The organism is Collinsella sp. LCP19S3_F2 (assembly GCF_052121015.1).
Lineage (GTDB): Bacteria > Actinomycetota > Coriobacteriia > Coriobacteriales > Coriobacteriaceae > Collinsella.
The window spans coordinates 24,975-44,468 of record NZ_JBQKFA010000008.1 but is presented as its reverse complement, the minus strand read 5'-3'; the positions used below and the strand labels follow the sequence as shown (position 1 = coordinate 44,468).

Annotated in this window: 15 protein-coding genes; 7 read left to right on the top strand and 8 right to left on the bottom strand. The window is 60.5% G+C overall.

The window, feature by feature from the left end; genetic code table 11:
* Window positions 1–67: 67 nt before the first annotated feature.
* The 4 genes from ACTQX9_RS07455 to ACTQX9_RS07440 all read left to right on the top strand — a co-directional run bounded on the left by ACTQX9_RS07455 (window position 68) and on the right by ACTQX9_RS07440 (window position 6,485).
* Window positions 68–784 carry a DUF554 domain-containing protein gene (locus ACTQX9_RS07455; RefSeq protein ID WP_427794195.1) on the top strand — a complete coding sequence of 239 codons (717 nt, stop codon included), beginning with the start codon at window positions 68–70 and terminating at the stop codon, window positions 782–784.
* 88 nt (window positions 785–872) lie between these two features.
* A complete protein-coding gene (locus tag ACTQX9_RS07450) occupies window positions 873–2,633 on the top strand; it encodes a TerB N-terminal domain-containing protein (RefSeq protein WP_441540934.1) in 1,761 nt (586 codons plus the stop codon).
* Window positions 2,626–3,924, top strand: a complete 1,299-nt coding sequence (locus ACTQX9_RS07445; protein WP_441042131.1) for an ATP-binding protein — start codon at window positions 2,626–2,628, stop codon at window positions 3,922–3,924. The genes ACTQX9_RS07450 and ACTQX9_RS07445 overlap by 8 nt, the downstream gene beginning before the upstream one ends.
* A gap of 116 nt (window positions 3,925–4,040) precedes the next feature.
* Window positions 4,041–6,485 (top strand): DEAD/DEAH box helicase, encoded by a 2,445-nt coding sequence (locus tag ACTQX9_RS07440; RefSeq protein ID WP_441540932.1) that lies wholly within the window; start codon window positions 4,041–4,043, stop codon window positions 6,483–6,485.
* Window positions 6,486–6,689: 204 nt separating this feature from the next.
* Here ACTQX9_RS07440 and ACTQX9_RS07435 read toward each other — a convergent pair whose 3' ends face one another.
* The 4 genes from ACTQX9_RS07435 to ACTQX9_RS07420 all read right to left on the bottom strand — a co-directional run bounded on the left by ACTQX9_RS07435 (window position 6,690) and on the right by ACTQX9_RS07420 (window position 11,184).
* Complete coding sequence (locus tag ACTQX9_RS07435; RefSeq protein ID WP_441540930.1) at window positions 6,690–7,565, bottom strand: spermidine synthase; 876 nt, start codon at window positions 7,563–7,565, stop codon at window positions 6,690–6,692.
* Window positions 7,566–9,473: an elongator complex protein 3 gene (locus ACTQX9_RS07430; RefSeq protein ID WP_441540928.1), complete on the bottom strand. Its 1,908-nt coding sequence runs from the start codon at window positions 9,471–9,473 to the stop codon at window positions 7,566–7,568.
* A 98-nt stretch (window positions 9,474–9,571) separates the two neighbouring features.
* Window positions 9,572–10,471 carry a DUF4097 family beta strand repeat-containing protein gene (locus ACTQX9_RS07425; protein WP_441540926.1) on the bottom strand — a complete coding sequence of 300 codons (900 nt, stop codon included), beginning with the start codon at window positions 10,469–10,471 and terminating at the stop codon, window positions 9,572–9,574.
* Window positions 10,468–11,184 (bottom strand): helix-turn-helix domain-containing protein, encoded by a 717-nt coding sequence (locus tag ACTQX9_RS07420; RefSeq protein WP_441540924.1) that lies wholly within the window; start codon window positions 11,182–11,184, stop codon window positions 10,468–10,470. The genes ACTQX9_RS07425 and ACTQX9_RS07420 overlap by 4 nt, the downstream gene beginning before the upstream one ends.
* A gap of 267 nt (window positions 11,185–11,451) precedes the next feature.
* Between ACTQX9_RS07420 and ACTQX9_RS07415 the strand changes: the two genes are divergently transcribed.
* The 3 genes from ACTQX9_RS07415 (at window position 11,452) to ACTQX9_RS07405 (ending at window position 16,274) form a co-directional block, all read left to right on the top strand.
* Complete coding sequence (locus ACTQX9_RS07415; protein WP_441057144.1) at window positions 11,452–12,324, top strand: class I SAM-dependent methyltransferase; 873 nt, start codon at window positions 11,452–11,454, stop codon at window positions 12,322–12,324.
* A 119-nt stretch (window positions 12,325–12,443) separates the two neighbouring features.
* A complete protein-coding gene (trmB, locus tag ACTQX9_RS07410; RefSeq protein WP_154517108.1) occupies window positions 12,444–13,325 on the top strand; it encodes a tRNA (guanine(46)-N(7))-methyltransferase TrmB in 882 nt (293 codons plus the stop codon).
* Between the two features lie 267 nt (window positions 13,326–13,592).
* Window positions 13,593–16,274 (top strand): DEAD/DEAH box helicase, encoded by a 2,682-nt coding sequence (locus ACTQX9_RS07405; protein WP_441540922.1) that lies wholly within the window; start codon window positions 13,593–13,595, stop codon window positions 16,272–16,274.
* A gap of 79 nt (window positions 16,275–16,353) precedes the next feature.
* Here the strand turns inward: ACTQX9_RS07405 and ACTQX9_RS07400 are convergent, their stop codons facing one another.
* From ACTQX9_RS07400 to ACTQX9_RS07385, 4 genes are all read right to left on the bottom strand, one after another.
* Entirely contained in the window at window positions 16,354–18,111 is a 1,758-nt protein-coding gene (locus tag ACTQX9_RS07400) for a DUF2130 domain-containing protein (RefSeq protein WP_441540920.1), read from the bottom strand.
* Window positions 18,112–18,261: 150 nt separating this feature from the next.
* Window positions 18,262–18,822 carry a metallophosphoesterase gene (locus ACTQX9_RS07395; protein WP_441540919.1) on the bottom strand — a complete coding sequence of 187 codons (561 nt, stop codon included), beginning with the start codon at window positions 18,820–18,822 and terminating at the stop codon, window positions 18,262–18,264.
* 51 nt (window positions 18,823–18,873) lie between these two features.
* Window positions 18,874–19,053, bottom strand: a complete 180-nt coding sequence (locus ACTQX9_RS07390; RefSeq protein ID WP_154517096.1) for a hypothetical protein — start codon at window positions 19,051–19,053, stop codon at window positions 18,874–18,876.
* Between the two features lie 18 nt (window positions 19,054–19,071).
* Window positions 19,072–19,398 carry an HIRAN domain-containing protein gene (locus ACTQX9_RS07385; RefSeq protein WP_117655201.1) on the bottom strand — a complete coding sequence of 109 codons (327 nt, stop codon included), beginning with the start codon at window positions 19,396–19,398 and terminating at the stop codon, window positions 19,072–19,074.
* Window positions 19,399–19,494 lie beyond the last annotated feature (96 nt).

Here is a 19,494-nt window from a genome sequence, read left to right as displayed (position 1 = left end):
CGGATACTGAGCGCCCCCTCCCCGTTCTGCTACGATTGCCGCGTTGGCATCAATTACAGGAGGGTCCATGCCGGGTTTAGGAACGATCATCAACGTCGCGCTTTTGATCGCGGGCGGTCTGCTTGGCCTTATGGGTGGGCGCTTCATTTCGCCTCGCATCCAAGACACGCTCATGAAGGCGTCGGGGTTGTGTGTTCTGTTTATCGGCCTGGGCGGCACCATGCAAAAGATGCTCGTTATCGATGGAGAGGCGTTGGCGACCACCGGCACCACCATGCTTATCGTCTCATTTGCCCTCGGTTCGCTCATCGGCGAGGCCATCAACCTGGAGGCCGCCATCGAGAACCTCGGCGAATGGCTCAAGCGCAAAACCGGCAGCGAAGGCGACAACGAGTTCACCAACGCCTTTGTCTCGGCATCGCTCACCGTGTGTATCGGTGCCATGGCCATCGTAGGATCGATTCAGGACGGTCTGCTCGGCGACTGGTCCACGCTTGCCCTGAAGGGCGCGCTGGACTGCATCATCGTCTGCACCATGACGGCCTCGCTTGGCCGCGGCTGCATCTTCTCGGCCCTGCCCGTTGCCGTATTCCAGGGCACGATCACGCTTTTTGCCGGCGCACTCTCCCCCATCATGACCACCGCAGCCCTCGACAGCCTTTCGCTTGTGGGCTCTATGCTCATCTTCTGTGTTGGGGTTAACCTTATTCGACCTCAGACCTTCCGCACGGCCAACATGCTCCCCTCCGTCGTCGTGGCGGTCATCTACGCCCTCTTGTTCTAAATCTATCTACGTAGCGGTTTCTCGAACACCTGTTTGATGCTGTGCTATGATATGAGGTCACCGAAGCTGCGTTAGGAGAGGAGAAGCGGTGGCCGACCAGGACGTCAAGATGCTCATCGAGCGCATTATGGCCGAGGCCCGGACCCATCAGTCCGCCCGCTTCTCAAACGAAATCTATGCTGACGAGCCGATTCTCAAGACCGGTCGACAGATGCAGAACTTCCTCCCCGACCAGTACCGCAAGATGCGCGAGATATCGCGCTGGCAAGATGATCCCAAAGGCGGCGCGGGACGTTGGCTATCGGAGGCGGAGCTCTTTTACCGCCAAGGCCTGCTGATGGCCGACTTCGAGGACGATTGTCCCTACAACGGCACCTTTAAGTCGTACTTTCCCACCTACAATGCCATGAGCGATCGACAGTTGCGCGGCTACTTTACCTGGCGTGCCCAAGTGCGCCGCGGAACTGTCGAGGAAACGTCTACGTCCTTTGCCTTCCTGTATCTCTATGAGCTGATCTGCGGCATTGGCGTAGATGACCCACTCGATGGCTTTAGCAAGATCAAGGCCTTTTGGAATGCCTATCGTGCCTTCGAGCCCGGCATCGACCGGTTTGCACGCGTGTGGTTGCAAGATTACGCCGTTTTCCACGGGCTCGACCCCAAACTGCTTCGCGACTCTAAAACCGTCATGTTCGATAACGCCCTTATCGAGCTGCGGCGCGCGGCTCGAGACCTTGCACCTGCACCGACGCCGTCGGATCTGCCGCCTGCGCGTCGTAAGACCTCCGAGCCTACGCTCCCCCTCCCGCCCGACGAGGCGGGCGAGGAGCGACTCATGGCCGCTATCAACGCCCTCTCCACGTATAACCTCGATAACTCTAGACTCGATCGCAGCCACCATCGCGACCTACGCCACGTGGCATGTGCCGTGTACGTCCGCATGGCGCGCTACTATGACACGCACCGAAAGACCGGTATCGTGGCGAGCTTGTTTGGGGAGGAGACGGCCATGCCTTATACCATGTTTGCCTCGGCCGTGTTCTTTGCGCCCGAGCGCCACGAGGACTGCGAATACCGTCTTGACCCCATCCATATCTACCGCTGCCAAAACGGTTTTTGGGAATGCATGCGAATTCACAGCAGCAGGCAAAAGAGCAGCAAGCTTGGCGAAATGATGCGCGCCTGCGACCAACGTCTGCGCCTGGCCCTAGCCCCCGCCCGCCCCCTGAAGGAGGAGAAGGTCCCCAAATATCTGGCCAAAATCATCGATGACGAGATCGTGGCATGGCTTTCGTGGGATGCCGCACACCAGCCCGTCAAGATCGATATCGATTTGAGCCAGCTGGGGCACATTCGGAGCGCCGCCGCGCAAACGCGTGAAGCGCTTTTGATTGATGAGGAGCGCGAGGACGGCACGCCCGTGGAAGCCGAGGCAACGTTTATCGAGCAGCTGGGCCGCGAGTCTGCGCCCGGCATGACTGCCGAACCTGGCGAGATGACCATACAGCAAGACGAACCCGACAAGCCGACTGTCTCCGCCGAAGAGTTTGGCGTCATGGCACCGCTCCTCGTGCCTGCGCCCGCACCCGTAACGCCCGCGTCTGCCGAAGCTACGAACAAACTCGCGCCCGCCGAAGATGCCTTTCTTCGCGCGCTCCTCGAGCAAAACACAGCGCAAGCGACATCGGCAGTGGAGAGGTCGGGCCAGAGCGAGGATATGCTCGTCGACAGCATCAACGAGACGCTCTTTGACCTGGTGGGAGACACCGTTATCGAGTTCGGCGCGGCAGGACCGCAAATTATCGAGGATTACGAAGCAGACGTGAGAGGATACCTAGACCATGAGTGATACCGCATCCGCAGCACCCCGCGTGCCCAAGCGCGTCGCTGCCGTCATTCTCAACTCACTCAAGGGCGGTGTGGTCCCGCGCATCGGCCTTCCCTATATCACCGTAGGGCGCGAGGTCGAGATCCGCGCCCTGCTCACCGATTTGAGTCTCATCGCCGACGGTGGCGCGAGCTTCCGGTTTCTGGTCGGTCGCTACGGCGCAGGCAAGAGCTTTTTGCTCCAGACCATCCGCACGCACGCCATGGGCGAGGGGTTCGTCGTCGCCGATGCCGACCTGTCGCCCGAGCGCCGCCTGCAGGGCGGTCAGGGGCAGGGCCTTGCCACCTACCGTGAGCTCATCCGCAACATATCGACCAAGACGCGCCCCGAGGGCGGTGCGCTCAACCTTATTCTGGATCGCTGGGTCGCCTCGTGTGCCGACGTCGACGAGTCGGTCGTCAATGCCCAACTGGCCCCGCTCGAGGAGATGGTCCACGGCTTCGACTTCGCCCGCATGCTCCGCCGCTACCGCACGGCCGTATCCGAGGGCGATGAAGAGGCCATGAGCCGCGTAACCAAATGGATCCGCGGCGAATACCGCACCAAGAGCGAGGCTCGCGCCGAACTGGGTTCCTCAACCATCATCAGCGATGACGACTGGTACGACTACGTTAAACTCATTGCGCGCTTTTTGGTCTGCAGCGGCTACAAGGGCATGCTGGTGCTCATCGACGAACTCGTGAATCTGTATAAGATTCCCAACGCGATCACGCGCCAATACAACTACGAGAAGATCCTGACCATGTACAATGACACGCTCCAGGGCAAGGCGCAGTACCTGGGCATGATCATGGGCGGCACGCCAACCTCCATCGAAGACCGCCGCCGCGGCGTGTTCTCCTACGAGGCCCTGCGCAGCCGACTCGCTCAGGGCCGCTTTGCACGCGAGGACCTTAAGGACATGCTCGCGCCCATCATCCGTCTGCAGCCACTCACCTACGAAGAGTTGCTGGTGCTGATCGAAAAACTCATGCAAATTCACGCCGGCTACTTTGGCTGGACGCCCACGCTTACCGAGAGCGACCTGGTGGACTTCCTCAAGATTGAGTTCGGTCGCGTGGGAGCCGACACGCATCTGACGCCGCGCGAAGTCATTCGTGACTTTATCGAGCTGCTCGACATCCTATGCCAAAACCCCGACGCCAACGTGGCCGAGCTGCTGCAAAGCGTCGGCGGTGACGCACCAGCAGCCGCAACAGACGACACCGGCACCGCAGGCGCCGACCGCAACTTCGCCGAATTCGCCATCTAACCTGCCAAAAAGGGACAGGTTTATTTTGGCAGGTTTTATCTGGGCAAACATTGAAGCAGTCATGCAGCAAGCCACTGCCCGCCGCGTTGAGAGATTCGCTTTTGAAAGGAGGCCCCGTGAACGCCTTTGACCGCTACGCCCCGTTTATCCAAGACTTCATCTACTCCCACGATTGGGAGAGTCTCCGCTCCATTCAGGTTGCGGCGGCAGATGCCATCTTTAACACACAAGACAATGTGCTCCTGACGGCATCCACGGCTTCCGGCAAAACCGAGGCGGCCTTCTTTCCCATCCTGACCGAGTTTTGGGAGAGGCCGCCCGCGAGCGTGGGCGCCCTCTACATCGGCCCCCTCAAGGCGCTCATCAATGATCAGTTCGTCCGCCTTAACGACCTCTGCGAAGAGGCCGATATCCCTGTCTGGCACTGGCATGGCGATGTCTCGCAGTCGCACAAGGCTAAGCTCATCAAAAAGCCGAGCGGCATCTTACAGATTACGCCCGAGTCACTCGAGGCGCTCCTGATCCATAAGCACATGGCGATCCCGCGCATGTTTTGCGACCTGCGCTATGTGGTCATCGACGAGGTCCACTCGCTCATGCGCGGCGACCGTGGCGGGCAGACGCTCTGCCTTATCGAGCGACTCTCGCGCATGGCCGGCGTGCAGCCTCGACGCATTGGCCTTTCGGCCACCATCGGCGACCCCGAGCGCACGGGCGCTTTTCTCTCACAGGGAACGGGACGTGACTGCGTTATCCCCCGTTTTGAGGAACCGCGCCGCGTGTGGCGCATCTCCATGGAGCACTTCTACAACTCGGGTCCCCAGGCACAGCAGCGGGGATTCGAGAGCATGGGTCCTCAAGAGGCCGAAGTGCTTGCCTCCGAGCGCATTGAGGCAGCGGCACCCACGGCGCTGCCGGCCGACACCCAAGGCACGAGCCACAGCGGACAGCCCACACAGGAGGAGCGCCGTCAACGTCGTGAGCGAGCACGGGGCAAGGCCGCTCCCAAGGACCGCCAAACTTCTTCGGCCCCCGAGGGCGAAGTCGACATCCCCCGGGCCGCCGAGCAAGCGCTCCTCAACCCCACCGACACCGCACCCGACAACGCCGATCCCGGCATGGGCTATATCTTCGAACACACCCGCGGGCGCAAGTGTCTGGTCTTTGCCAACTCGCGCGAGGAGGCAGAGGCCGTATGTTCCATGCTGCGCAGCTACTGCGAGAGCCGACACGAGCCTGACCGTTTCCTCATCCATCACGGCAATCTTTCGGCATCGTTGCGCGAGACGGCAGAAGAGCTCATGCGCGATGAGGAGCAGGCACAGACGACCGTCACCACCTCTACGCTTGAGCTTGGCATCGATATCGGCCGTCTGGAGCGTGCATTTCAGATCGATGCGCCATTTACCGTCAGTTCCTTTTTGCAGCGAATGGGCCGCACGGGACGCCGCGACCTTCCGCCCGAGATGTGGTTTGTCATGCGCGAGGAAGAGCCCGAGCCGCGCACGATGATGCCCGAAACCATTCCGTGGAAGCTCCTGCAGGGCATCGCACTCGTACAACTCTATCGCGAGGAAAAGTGGGTCGAGCCGCCCGAGCTCGATCGACTCCCCTACAGTCTGCTCTATCACCAGACTATGTCGACGCTTGCCAGCACCGGAGAGCTCACGCCGGCAGAACTTGCCCAGCGCGTGCTCACGCTCAGTTATTTCCACCGCGTCTCAGCCGATGACTATCGCGTGCTGCTGCGTCACCTCATTAAGATCGACCATATCCAGGTCACCGAGGGCGGCGGACTCATCGTGGGCCTCGCGGGCGAGCGCATCATCAACAATTTTAAGTTCTACGCCGTGTTCCAGGAAAACGAGGAGTTCACCGTCCGCAGCGAGTCGGCCGAGCTGGGCACGATCGTCAATCCCCCACCGCCCGGTGAACGCATCGCCATCGCCGGGCACTGCTGGATTGTCGAGGAAGTGGACTGGAAGCGCCACACCGTCTTTGCTACGCAGGTCAAGGGCCGTGTGCCGGCCTACTTTGGCGACTGCCCCGGCGACATCAACACGCATGTACTCGAGCGCATGCGCAAGGCGCTCAACGAGCACGCGACATATCCATACCTTATGGGCAACGCGCGAGCCCGTCTGGCGCAGGCTCGCCATACGGCCGAGATTTCGGGTGCGGGCACTAGGCCACTCATTAACCTGGGCGGCGACACCTGGGTGCTCTTCCCCTGGCTGGGCAGCTATGCCTTTTTGGCGCTCGAGCGCATGCTCAAGATTAAATGTGCCGCGGAGCTGGGCCTTCGCGGACTCGACCCGTCGCGCCCGTACTTTATGCAGTTTAAGATGAAGGCCGACGAAGAGACGTTCTTTGAGGTACTCGCCGCCGAGGCCGAGAAGGACTTCGATCCCATCGAGCTCGTCTATCCCGGCGAGGTGCCTTACTTCGATCGTTACGATGAGTTCGTTCCCGAAGAGCTCGTGCGTAAGGGCTTTGCCGAAGGCGTGCTCGACATAGATGGCATGAAGCAGCGTGTCCGCAGCTGGCGCGACCACGCATAAAACGGGGCTGACTATATGAGCAGTCAATTTGGGACGGGGCTATTTTAGCTGCCCTTGCAGGTAAAGCGAAAGGTTTGGCCGATTAGTGGCAGGGATAGCTAAAATAGCCCCGTCCCAAATTGACTGCTCCCGATGTGGAGCGAGCCGGCATCCGAAAGCAGCTAAAAAGCCCCGTCCCAGAAAGACTGGTCGCAGAAAGACGCGCTAGTCGTGAAGGACGGCGCCGAGGAAGTCGGCGTCAAAGGGCACGGCTTCGGCAAAGGCATAGTTCCCGTCGCTGGCGATGAGCAGGTAGTTTTCCTCGCCGCCGAACTCTGTATCGCCACAGGGGACCACCCAGGCGTGGGCGAATACCTCGAGTGCCGTGGCAGCGCAGTCGCGCAGGAACGTTACATCGCTCCCCTCGTTTGCGCTCACGATATTGGCAACGTAGATACCCCCGGGGTTCAGGCTGCCCCGCACTAAACGCAACGCCTCAACCGTCGCCAGCTCGCCTACGGGCTCGGCACCGCCAAAGCAATCGCTCACGACCACGTCGTAGCGACGATGGCCCACACTCGTCACACCCAGATACGAGCGAGCCTCAGCGGTTATCACCCGCAGGCGATCGCCCGCCGCGCGCTCTAGCTCGTCTAGGTAGAACCAGCGGCGCGCCAGGCGCGTGATCTCTCCGTCATACTCGATAACGTCCATGCGCAGGCCCTCGTGCGACATCAGCGCAAATTTGGGATAGGCAAACCCGCCGCCACCTAGCATAAGCATACGGCTGATACCGTGACCATAAACGTCACGCATCGCATCCTCGGCCTCAAACACGTCGTCAAACGCGCGATAATACGCAAAGACGGGCTCCGCCCAGCGCTCGCCGACGTAACTCGCGCTTTGGTAGACACTGCCTTGCACCAATACGCGGACTTCATCGCCGCCCTCATCGTGCACGCGTTTCACACGCGCCAATCCATTGCGGGTTCGCGCGACCTGCAGGCAGGCAGCGCGAACGGCGACGGCAGCCGCGCCCAGCGCCGCGGCTCCCAGAGCAACGCCGGCAACAACGCCGGCAGAAACACTCGGCTTGTTCATCTAGAGCTCCTTTTGCAGGTAAAGGCCATGGTCATAAAATCCAAGATGGCGATAGTACTCGCGCGTGCCAATCGCGCTAATCACGTTGATGCGCGCATACCCCGCATCCCGGGCAATCTCGCACGCACGCTCTACGAGCAAACGCCCCAACCCGTGATGCTGCGCCGCCTGGCCCTGGTCGCCCACGCGCGCCGCCATGCCGTACACGTGCACCTCGCGAATCATCGCCTCGTCCGGCATCGTCGGCAACTCGTCCGCATGCGCGGCAACAAACGAATGGTCGGGCAGCGACAGGCGCAAAAAGCCCGCAATCTTGCCCTGCGGCGTCACCCACTGCAAAAAGCGCTCGTGCGTCACCGGCGTCTCGTACGCCACATCCTCGTCAAGGGTCAGCTCATCCAAGTCGGCACCCGCCGTGCTGATCTCGCGATAGCGAATCTCACGCACCGTCACACCGTCGCCCCGAGCAGCCAGGCGGTTCTCGACGAGCTGACGCAGGTTGGGCTTCTTGTTGCCCACCATAATGTCGTCGGAGCTAAAATCGCGGATCATGCGGCTGATACGGCAGAACGACGGCGTCACCACGATGTCATCGGCTAGCACGTCGAGCAGCTCCTCCTCGGTATAGGGGCGCCACTCGCCGCGCTCGTAGCAGCCCACCAGACGCGAGCCCTCGATGAGCGCGCACGGGTAGACCTTGACCTCGTCGGGCATAAAGGCCCCCTCGGTCATAAAGCGCTCGTAGTCGCGCTTGTCCCCCTCGGGCGTGGCGCCCAGCAGGTTGAGCATAAAATGCGCATGGATCTTAAAGCCAAACAGGCGCGCAAGCGAAAACGCCCGCTCGATTTGGCCCACCGAAATGCGACGCTCGTTGATATCGAGCAGGTGCTGGTCGAGGCTCTGGATGCCCATCTGGATCTTGGTGCAGCCCAGGCGGCGGATGAGCGTAAGCGCCTGCGGCGTTACGGCATCGGGGCGCGTCTCGATAACGAGTCCCACCACGCGATGCTTCGCCGTCTCATTGATGTGCTGCTGACGCTCGAGCTCCTCCATCGTTGCCGTCTGCCACTCGGCGACCTCGCCCCATGGCGTACCGGGGCCGTACAAACGACGCACCGCACGGTTATAGCCGCCCACGGCAGCATCCACACGCTCCTGCTCGTCGGCAACGCCGGCAGCGAGCGTGGCCTCGTCTATCGCAATGCCGGCAGCCCGATAGCGCTCGCGACGCTCCGCCACCACCGGCGGCAGCGCATCGGCGGGTGCATCGTCGAGCAGACGCCCCGCCTCGGCACGGCTGATGCCCGGACGCGCCAACATGGGGTTGGCAGCCACACCAGCCACGGCATCGTCATTGAGCGCACGGAAGAGCTCCGACATAAACCACGTCTGATACCCTTGCGGATAGTCGCTCCAGGTACCACCGAGCACAATGAGCTCAATCTTATCGGTCGCATGCCCCATCTGCGAAAGCGCGGTCAGACGAGCGCTCACCTGCAGATACGGATCAAAGCAGTTTTGCTCAGCACGGGCGCACGCGGGCTCGGCATGCAAATAGCTTTTGGGCATACGCAGGTCGTTGGGGCAAAACAGGCAATCGCCCGAGCACGGCCACGGCTTGGTGATGACGGTAATGGTCGCCACGCCCGAGGCCGTGCGGCGCGGCTTCATGCGTAGCACCTGCAGCAGTTGACGCTCTAGCTCGGCATCGACATTCCACCCAGCCCAACGAGCCGGCTCCTCACGTTTAACCCGCTGGTAGAACGGCAGCAGACGGCGCTTGGCCAAATCGCGTTTGTCGGCACCCTCACGGCGCGCCTCGGCATGTATCAGCTTGACGAGCGCCTTGTCGTCCACGGTCTCGCCGCGACGCAGGGCTTTAAGTATGTTCAAGATAATCTGTTCCATGCCCCCATTGTAAAGGCAAAGGCGCCGAAGCCCGTCGCGGCTCCGGCGCCTTCATCAAACAGCGCAGCTATGGTTTATAAGTCTTCGATAGCCGTCTGTCACTCCGGATCAAACGACATGTCGCCCGAACCGACCTTAAAACGATACGTGGCAGACTTATCGCCGTTATCGAATTCATGATTCAAAATAGTCTCGCCATCGTAGCCAAGCGGAAGGAAATCGCTCTCGAAGTCGCCGCTGCCCACGGTAAGGCTCGCCTTAAAGCCCGTAGAATTCGGAACCGTCATCTCCACATCGCCCGAGGCCACGCTCACGTCCATCGACTTCGCGGGGGCCTGGTAGAGCTCGAACGTCGCATCGCCCAAACCGACCTCAGCGCTGAGCGCATCAGTCACGCTGCCCGTAAACTCTACATCTCCCGCACCCAGGACAAGATCGAAACCATCACAGATGACACCGGCAATCTGCAGATCACCCGAGCCCACGTGCGCGTTGACTCCCTTCAGATGTTCGGCAACACGGCGTGGCAGCTCAACCGTAACTGAGCGATCGATTGCCTTACCGTCATCACTTCCAAACTGGGAAACCTTGAGCGTCGAGTCCTCGACGGATGCGATGTTTTGCTTCGCGGCCTTGGAGGCATCCATACCCTCGGCAACGCGCCCCCGCTCTATAACGCGAGCCTTGTTGCCATCAACAACCTTGACGTCCACCGAAGCCGCATTGATATCGAAATCGAGGTAGCGGAACTCATCGGCATCAAAAGTCGCACTCGAAAGTTGCTGAGGCCGAGCGGAATAGTTACCGCTATTCAAGGAATCGTCCTCGTCAAACATATCGTCAAAATCAGACAAATGGCCAGATAGAATACCGGTCGTACGCACCATATCGGAATGAGCCAATAGCCGCGAAATGCCAAAGACAAGCCCAATGATGAGCACAAACGCTCCGACGCCAACGCCCAAGCGTACCTTGGATTCATGCGAAAGCTTCATCATTCATCACCCTCTTTGGCAATCGGCTCAGCGGTGGTCGCGGTAGCCACGTCAGTATCAACCGCAGCGGAAACATTCTGAGCCCTAGCTGTCACCGGTGCCGGACCAACCTGAATATCACCGCGCGCCCAATCGCCATCGAGCGCACGCGCCACCCAGTGATAGATAGGGATCGTAAAAAAGATGAGCGCAGCAAAGGGGCCGGCGCCAAACGGGAACATCAGCAAAAAGAACAGTAGCCAGCACACGGCCCAATACGGGAACGACTGGAACGGGCCCTTCGCCGGAGTCGAGCCAACTGCACCGCCACTCGTCGCCTGCGCCGTAGCGGCGTTGGCGGCCTGCGCACTCCAGCTTGCCGCTTGTGCCGCCTTGGCCGCAGCATCACTCGCCTGTGTTGCCGCCTCGGTGGCACGTGCCGCCGCCTCATGGGTGCGGGCGCGCTCCGCGGCCTCGGCCTCGCGCTGGCGGGCGCGGTCCTCGTTCTCAAACTCGATATCGTCCTCGATCTCGTCGCTCGGATTGAGCAGCTCGTCCAGGCTCACGCTATAGAGTTTGGCGAGCGAGATCAGGTTCTCGGTATCGGGCGAGCTCTCCGCGCGCTCCCATTTACTGACCGCCTGGCGCGACAGCCCCAGCTTTCGCGCCAGCCCTTCTTGGCTAAAGCCTTTGCTGCGGCGAAGGTCGGCGAGCCGCTGCGCAGTTTCTACATTCATGGTTCCTCCTATGTGATGCCAGCCGTGCCGCCGGACCGTTTTTGTTCTTAAGGCGCCTTGCACAGTTAAAAATCTATCCGCCACCGCCAAAAGCATGCCGCCTATTCTAGTGAGATTTTTGACAACCGGCGGTTGCGAGTGCATATGAGCTGCGGAAATGTGTCCAAACAAAGCAATGGCACCTAGCCCGGTTGTCCCCGTTGCGGCGTTAACGGTAGTATGGTCGTACTGTTTATTCCGCACCGCCAACGGAGGGAGTCCCGCGCCGTGAACCGCGATTTCGCCTCATCGCTCATCCAGCTCAACAACACGTTCTATCGCGAGCACTCCGCCTCCTTTTCCGATACGCGTCAGGCCCCGTGGCCCGGCTGGGTACGCACCATGGATATCGCGCTCGAGCAGCTCGACGTCGCCACAATCGAGCATCCCGTCCGCGTCTTCGATCTCGCCTGCGGCAATATGCGATTCGAGAACTTTGCCGCCGGCGGCGCACTTGCCGCCAAGGGCGTCGACGGCGCAAACTCCTCGGCAGATGCCAGCTGCCCGTTTGAGTTCTATGGCGTCGACTCGTGCCAAGACCTGGCCATCGATGCACGCGGTCACGCCCTGCGCATTCCCAACCTGCACTTCCAGGAACTCGACGTGCTCGATGCCCTCATGAAGCTCAACCCCGCCGAGACACCCGACGTGCTTTTCGACGCCCCGCTCGCCGATATCTCGGTCTGTTTTGGCTTTATGCACCACGTGCCGTCGTGCGAGTACCGCGTACGCGTGCTCGACGCCCTGGTGCGGCAGACGCGCCCGGGCGGCATCATCGCCATTAGCTTTTGGGAGTTTATGAACGACGAGCGCATGGCGCGCAAGGCCGTTCGAGCCGAGGCCCGCGCCGAGCTCACCCCGCCGTTTGAGGGTTACGATTCAGCGCAGTTTGAAGCCGGCGACCACCTCATTGGCTGGCAAAACGACCGCCATGCTTACCGCTATTGCCACCACTTTGACGATCAGCAGATCACCGACTTGGTGCGCGGCGTGCGCACGTTCTACAAGAGCGGCGAGGTCCCCGTACGCGAGCTTGAGCGCTTCCATGCCGACGGTCGCAGTGGCGAGCTCAACCGCTACGTGATTCTCAAGCGCCTGTAGGCACCGACGACTCGCCGTCGAGCCGCACCGCATCTTTCGGGCAAGCTATGCCTACCCTTTTTTCAACCCATTGACGGAACGCGCAGCTATGCGTTCCATACTTATGACCAAGGAGCCTCATGGGAGCCGTCCACGTTCGCACGCCTAAGAACTTTGTGCTCGAAGAGCGCCTGGAGCGCTACGCCGATGCGATTGAGACGAACCCTGAAATCTATGCCGGAGATTGGCGCGAGGCCTGTGCGCCCGCAGGCAGCAAGTCTTTCGAACACCTTCACCTGGATCTTGGCTGCGGCAAGGGAACGTACCTTGTAGAGCGCGCGGCCCACGAGCCAAACACGCTCTTTATCGGCATGGACCAGGAGCCCATCTGCATCGCCTATGCCGCACAGAAAATCTGCGAGCAGGAACTGACCAACGCACTCGTCCTGCCCCGAGGCGCCGCATCGTTGCCGCAGCTGTTTGCCACAGGCGAGCTCGATGCCATCACCATCAACTTTCCCACGCCGCAGCCTAAGGCCAAGTACGCCAAAAAACGACTCGTCCATGTCGACCATCTGATGCTCTACCGCCCGCTTTTTTCAGCCGGCGCCACCGTCACGCTGCGCACCGACAGCAAGCCATTGCGCGACTACGCCCTGGGGCAGTTTGCCGCGGCCGGCTACGACACACTTTGGGTAAGTGACGACGTTCGCCGCGACCATCCCGAGCATCCCGAGACCGAATACGAGCGCCGCACGCGCGAGATGGGTGCCGCCGTCTATGGCATTTGCGCCACTCCCGACGCGCTGCCCAGCGACGAACAGCTCACGGCGGGGCGCGCGCAGGAGCAAAGCCTTGCGTGCTACCTGCCCGACAATCTCGATGAGCTCACCTACGTGCCCCTCGGCATGGAAGAGGCCGTCGAGAATTTTAAAAACCGCGCCCGCAAGGGCAAGAAGCGCTTACCGCAGGAGTCCCAGGGACCTCTGATGGTCGCGGCTTCGGCAAACAAGCGCAAATAGGCACCAGCAAACGACCCTCAAATCTAAGTGAGTAGACTTTATTGCAATAGCCAAGCACAACCCACGTAACCAATAATAAAACCGCAGGTAGAGCCTTTGCGCAAAAGCCATGTGCTCGCGATATTGCAAAAAGTCTACTCACTTAGTTGGCAACTGCACCAAACAGCTGGGCAGAACGCCCATTTCCTGCATTTTCTTGCCTGCGAAAGCATCGATGCGACGCTACGCCATAATAGTTGGCGGACAATCGCGAGAGAAAGCAAACACATGGCACAGACCACGACAGATACCGCCGCCAGCACCGTCTCCGGTGCCGGCGCCGCCAGCTCGTTCTCGGGCGGCACGGGAACCGAAGCCGAGTTTGGCTCGCTCGGCGCGCTCTCTCCCACCTGGTGGGAGCCCGAGGACGGCAGCGAGCCCGAACCATGGCTCACGCCCGATCAGGCCTTCGAACGCTTCTTTGAATGGACGAGCGACCGTGGCATTGAGCTGTGGGATCACCAAGAAGAGGCCCTCATGGACCTGGCCGCCGGCGATCACGTCATTTTAGGCACACCGACCGGATCGGGTAAATCGCTCGTCGCGCTGGGCATGCTCTTTATGGGCATGGCTCAGGGCAAGCGCTGCTATTACACGGCCCCCATCAAAGCCCTGGTCAGCGAAAAGTTCTTCGACCTGGTACAGGTACTCGGCCGCGATAACGTCGGCATGATCACCGGCGATACGCATATCAATACCAAGGCGCCCGTCATCTGCTGCACGGCCGAAATCCTTGCCAACGATGCGCTGCGCAAGGGCGAGGGCGCCGACGTGGGCTGCGTGGCCATGGACGAGTTCCACTACTTTGCCGACCCCGATCGCGGTTGGGCCTGGCAGGTACCGCTGCTCACCCTGCCCCACACGCAGTTTATGCTCATGAGCGCCACGCTCGGCGATGTCACCGCCATCGCCGCCTCGCTCGAGGAGCACACCGGCGCTGCTTGCGACTTGGTTGTCGATGCCCCGCGTCCTGTTCCGCTGAGCTACGACTATGTGACGACCTCCCTCGAGGGCACGGTCGAGCTCGCCATGCGCCGTGGCGAGGCCCCGCTCTATATCGTGCACTTTAGCCAGGATGCCGCCCTTGCGACGGCACAGTCGCTCGCCAATTTTGGCATCGCCAGCAAGGAGCAGCGCGAAGCCATCAAAGAAGCGGCAAAGGGAACGAGCTTCTCCACGGCCTTTGGCAAGATTCTCAAGCGCCTGCTTGGATGCGGCGTCGGCGTGCACCATGCTGGCATGTTGCCGCGCTATCGCCTGCTGGTCGAGCGCCTGGCGCAGCAGGGCCTACTGCCCGTCATTTGCGGCACCGACACGCTCGGCGTCGGCATCAACGTACCCATCCACACCGTGGTGCTCACCGCGCTCACCAAGTTCGATGGTTACAAAATGCGTCGCCTGCGCGCCCGCGAGTTCCATCAAATTGCCGGTCGCGCCGGTCGCTCGGGCTTCGATACCGAGGGCATGGTAATCGCCGAGGCACCCGAGCACGAGATCGAGAATGCCAAGCTTATGGCCAAGGCGGGCGACGACCCCAAAAAACTCCGTAAGATTAAAAAGAAAAAGGCGCCCGAGGGCTTTGTCTCATGGAACAAGCAAACTTTTGAGCACCTGATCGAGACGCAACCCGAAACACTCAAGCCACGCCTGCGCATCACGCACTCTATGGTGATTAGTGTGGTCGAGCAGGGCGGCAATGCCCGAGCCCGCGTACACGACCTCATCGAGACAAGCCTGCAGACCCCCGAAGAAAAGGCCAAGCTTGAGGTTCGCGCCGACGAGATCTTCGCCACGCTCATCGACTCCGGCGTCGTCGTGCGCACCGAGGTGCCGCCCGCACCCGACGCTCCGGCTGACGCCGCGCCGGACATCGACTACGCGCTGACGGTCGACCTGCCCGAGGACTTTGCGCTCGACCAGCCGCTCTCGCCGTTTTTGCTTGCCGCGCTGGAGCTGCTCGACCCCGAAAGTGAGACCTATACCATGGACCTCATCTCGATGGTCGAGGCCACGCTCGAGGACCCCAAGCAGGTATTGCGCGCACAGGAGCGCGCCGCACGCGATCGAGCTATGGCCGAGATGAAGGCCGACGGCATCGAGTATGAGGAACGCTTGGAGCGCATTCAAGACGTCACGTACGAAAAGCCGCTCGAGGATTTGCTCGACGCCGCTTTTGACAAGTACTGCCAGGAAGTGCCCTGGGCAAACGACTACCAGCTCTCTCCCAAGAGTGTCCTGCGCGATATGCTGGAAAGCGCGAGCGATTTTAAGGGTTACATTCAAAAGCTCGGCATCGCCCGCTCCGAGGGCATTTTGCTTCGCTACCTGGCAGAGGCCTACCGTTCGCTCGACCGCACCGTACCCATCGAGAAACGCGACGAGCACCTGCGCGACATTATCTCGTGGCTGGGCTTTGTGGTGCGCTCGGTGGACTCGAGCCTGGTGGACGAGTGGGAGAACGCCGGCAACCCGGCAGCCCTCGATGCCGTGCCGCCACAGGGCATCGACGAGGTCGTGGCGGACCGCCGCGGCTGCACGCTGCTGGTGCGCAATGCGCTCTTCCGCCGCGTGACCCTTGCCGCCCGTGAGCACGTTCGCGACCTGGGCGAGCTCGACGACGACTGGGGCATGAGCGAGATCCGCTGGCAAAAGGCCCTCGATGCCTACCATGAGCTGCACGAGGAAATCCTCACCGACGGAGATGCCCGCAGCGCCGCGATGATTTCCATCGATGAGTCCGACGAGAAGACCGCGCACGTATGGCACGTGCACCAGATCTTTGCCGACGAGGACGGCGACCACGACTTTGGCATCATGGGCGATGTCGATCTGGACGCCACGCAAGACGGCGGTGAAGTCATCTTCAAAAACTACCGCGTCGGCTTTATCGAAGACCTGCTCGAGGACTAGTCGAACATATTGGAACGAAACGAAGCGGGGCCGTTGGCAATATCGCCAGCGGCCCCGTTTTTGCACTATACGCTATGCCTTACTCGGTATCCTCGACCTCATACGAATCCGCCTCGGCTGGCTCATCGTTTGTCTCTGGCGCAGCCCCGCGCGCCTCGTCAAACGCCGCCTTCATGGTCTTGTTGCCCCACGTGAGCTTGCGAATGGTAAGATCATCGGCCTTCTTGTTGGCTAGGCGCAGATTGTTCTCGGAGGACAGCAATGCCTCCTTGGTTTTCTGCAGATGGCCAATCGTCTTGTCGATCTCATCGATTGCCGTTTGGAACTTGCGACTCGCGATCTCGTAGTTGCGACCGAAATCATTCTTGAACTTCTCCATCTTGGCTTCGAAGTTCGTGACGTCGATATTCTGCTGTTTGTACTCCGCTAGCTCCTGCTTATAGCGCAGTGAGCCCATGGCGGCGTTGCGAAGGAGCGTGATCATGGGAATGAAAAACTGCGGGCGAATCACGTACATCTTCTCGTAGCGATAGCTCACGTCGACTATCCCTACGTTATAGAGCTCGCTCTCGGGCTCGAGCAGCGTGCAGAGCACCGCGTACTCACAGCCTTTCTGGCGACGGTCGTGATCGAGTTTCTTAAAGAAGTCCTCGTTTTTATGCTTGGTCGCGGTCTCGTCGTTTTCGTTTTTCATCTCGAACATAATCGAAATGACCTCGTTGCCGCTCGCGTCGCACTCGCGGAAGATAAAGTCGCCCTTGGTACCCTCGGACGCATCGTTATCCTTCTCGAAGTACGCGTTGGGAAATGCCGTCATGCGCAGACGGTTAAACTCGGTTTCGCAATGCTGCTCGAGCGACTCGCCCACCATCTTGGTGGACAGACGGACCTTCATGTCCTTAAGGCGCTCGATCTCTTCATCCTTGTAGCGAATCAGGTCATCGCTCGCGCGCTTGGCCTGCGCAAGCTCGAGCTCGTGTGCCGCCTTGGCCTGTTCCTCGCGAGAATCGCGCACCGCCAGCTCGCTCGTCAGTTTGGCACGCGCCTCATCGCGCTCTCGCTCCGCCGCGGCGACCGCCTTCGACAGCTCCATTTTTGCAGAAAGCTCTTGCTCACGAAGCTGTGCACGAAGGCCCTCGGCCTCGCGCTCAGACTGAGCCTTTGCGGCGGAAAACTTCTCTTGTACCTTCGCGCGATAGTCAGCAAGCGCGCGCTCGGCCTCGCTGCGAGCGGCATCGAGCTCACGCTGCGACTCTGCCGCGGCAGCGGCAAGCGCCATCTCCTGGGCCTTGTCCGCCGCGGCAAGCCTGGCCTGCAGCTCGGCAATCTGAGCATCACGTGCAGCTAAATCGTTTTGAGCGGCATTGCGCGCCGCCGACTCGACGAGCTTGGCTTCGTCATCTTTGCGCTCCAGCTGCGCACGCAAATTGTCGATCTCGCGCTGGAGTTCGGCATTCTCCTTTTGAGCGTTGGCTCGTGCCTCTACCGCCGCGCGCTGGCTTGCACTCTCGCGCTCTGCGGCAGCGCCCTCGAGCTTGGCGCGCAGCTCGGCGAGCTCAGCATCGCGCTTGGCAACCTCTTGTGCCAGCTGTTGAGCTGCAGCGTTCTTCTGCTCGGTAAGCTGAGCGTTGCGCTGGGACTCTGCCTTTTGCAAGGCAGCCATCGAACGCGAGCGCTCAAGCTCCAGCGCTTGCTCGCCCTCGCGCTGGACCGCCTTCACACGCTCATCCAGGTCGCGAGAAAACTCGGCATCGCGCACTTGCTTGACGATATCCGCATAGCCGGACGCGTCGACCTTAAAAACTTCGCCACAATGCGGGCACTTGATCTCGTTCATAGCAGCTCCTCGCTGGACGCAAATATCAACCGCCTACACTCTACCGCGCCACACGGACAAAAAAGGCGCCGCCGCCATAATGGCAACGGCGCCAGAACCGCCACAAAGGTGCCCGTCCCCTTTGTGGCGGTTTGTATGACGGTTCGAGAATTACAGTCCAAAGAAGCCTAGGATTTGGTCACGGCTTACGGGCTTGTACTCGTTGGCATCGAGGCCGACATCGTAGCGAAAGGTAGGACGTTCGCGATCGCGGTTGCGCGCATTGGTGCGGTCTCCCCTGCTGTGGATATGCCCGTGCAGCATGATGGCGCCACGTGCCTTGCCATTCCAGCTGAGCATGGGGTAGTGGCTCATAACCAGACGATGACCCTTGGCATAGCCGGGGGCAATCTCCAGGTAATCACGCACGTCTTCCCAAATCTGCGGCACGTCGGGATCTTCCCAGTCGCCGTCATGGTTACCACGGATGAGCGTCACGTTCTGGCATTCAATGCGTTTACGCAGGCGCACCGCCTCCGCCAGGGGCAAACGATAGGTAAAGTCACCCAGAATATAGAGGCGGTCATCCGCAGCCACGCACTCATTGATGGCATCGATGACCTTGCGGTTCATCTCCTCAACCGAGCCAAACGGTCGGTCCATGTCGTGCAAGATATTCGTGTCGCCCAGGTGCAGGTCGGCGGTAAACCACATCATCGTCTCAGTCCTCATTTCGCAACGCGTCCAACTCGTGCTAAGTATACAGACGCAGCGATGCGACAGTTACCCAAAGAGCCCGCCAAACAGTCCGCGACGGCGCTTGTCTTTCTTTTTCGACGCATCACCCTGAGTTTTCTTGTCCTGTCGCATCTTACGGTCCTGCTCCAGCTCATCGTCGTCGAGTAGCATATCCCACTCAAACGAATCGTCCGTCAAATCGAACAGGTCATCGTCATCAAACATGGCAGCCTCCCTTACCGATTAGCGGGCATCCACCACATAGAGGCCAACGCGCACCTGGTGCCACGGGCTACGCTCGGGGGCAACCTGCTGCACGCGGGCCTCAAATACGTCCTCATGGCCGTAATACATCATCAAGGACAGCGGACCGACCTCGTTTCCCGGAACATAGCCAAGCTTGGTGTTGCCGTAGTAGATCGCAACCGCCTCGGGATCATGGGGATTATCGCGCTCGGCGCACAGCGTCAGTTTATCGCCCGCCTTAAGATCGCCCAGGACCAAAGCGCCGTCGGCATACTGAAATCCCGCAATGTGAAACGACAGAAGAACACGTGAAGGCTCGTACATAGCAACTCCCCTAACGGCCGGATAAAACGGCGCTTAACCTTATTGAGAAGTCTACGGGTCCGTGCGGACACAAATTCATCCTGCCTGCGTCTTTTC

What these genes read in the sequence shown, in the direction of transcription:
- ACTQX9_RS07455 (WP_427794195.1), top strand. Translation starts at nt 68, where the DNA reads ATGCCGGGTTTAGGAACGATCATCAACGTCGCGCTTTTGATCGCGGGC.
- ACTQX9_RS07420 (WP_441540924.1), bottom strand. Translation starts at nt 11,184, where the DNA reads ATGAATGTAGAAACTGCGCAGCGGCTCGCCGACCTTCGCCGCAGCAAA.
- ACTQX9_RS07385 (WP_117655201.1), bottom strand. Translation starts at nt 19,398, where the DNA reads ATGTACGAGCCTTCACGTGTTCTTCTGTCGTTTCACATTGCGGGATTT.
- ACTQX9_RS07395 (WP_441540919.1), bottom strand. Translation starts at nt 18,822, where the DNA reads ATGAGGACTGAGACGATGATGTGGTTTACCGCCGACCTGCACCTGGGC.
- ACTQX9_RS07445 (WP_441042131.1), top strand. Translation starts at nt 2,626, where the DNA reads ATGAGTGATACCGCATCCGCAGCACCCCGCGTGCCCAAGCGCGTCGCT.
- ACTQX9_RS07435 (WP_441540930.1), bottom strand. Translation starts at nt 7,565, where the DNA reads ATGAACAAGCCGAGTGTTTCTGCCGGCGTTGTTGCCGGCGTTGCTCTG.
- ACTQX9_RS07425 (WP_441540926.1), bottom strand. Translation starts at nt 10,471, where the DNA reads ATGATGAAGCTTTCGCATGAATCCAAGGTACGCTTGGGCGTTGGCGTC.
- ACTQX9_RS07390 (WP_154517096.1), bottom strand. Translation starts at nt 19,053, where the DNA reads ATGTTTGATGACGATGACCTGTTCGATTTGACGGACGATTCGTTTGAG.
- ACTQX9_RS07400 (WP_441540920.1), bottom strand. Translation starts at nt 18,111, where the DNA reads ATGAACGAGATCAAGTGCCCGCATTGTGGCGAAGTTTTTAAGGTCGAC.
- ACTQX9_RS07430 (WP_441540928.1), bottom strand. Translation starts at nt 9,473, where the DNA reads ATGGAACAGATTATCTTGAACATACTTAAAGCCCTGCGTCGCGGCGAG.
- ACTQX9_RS07405 (WP_441540922.1), top strand. Translation starts at nt 13,593, where the DNA reads ATGGCACAGACCACGACAGATACCGCCGCCAGCACCGTCTCCGGTGCC.
- trmB (WP_154517108.1), top strand. Translation starts at nt 12,444, where the DNA reads ATGGGAGCCGTCCACGTTCGCACGCCTAAGAACTTTGTGCTCGAAGAG.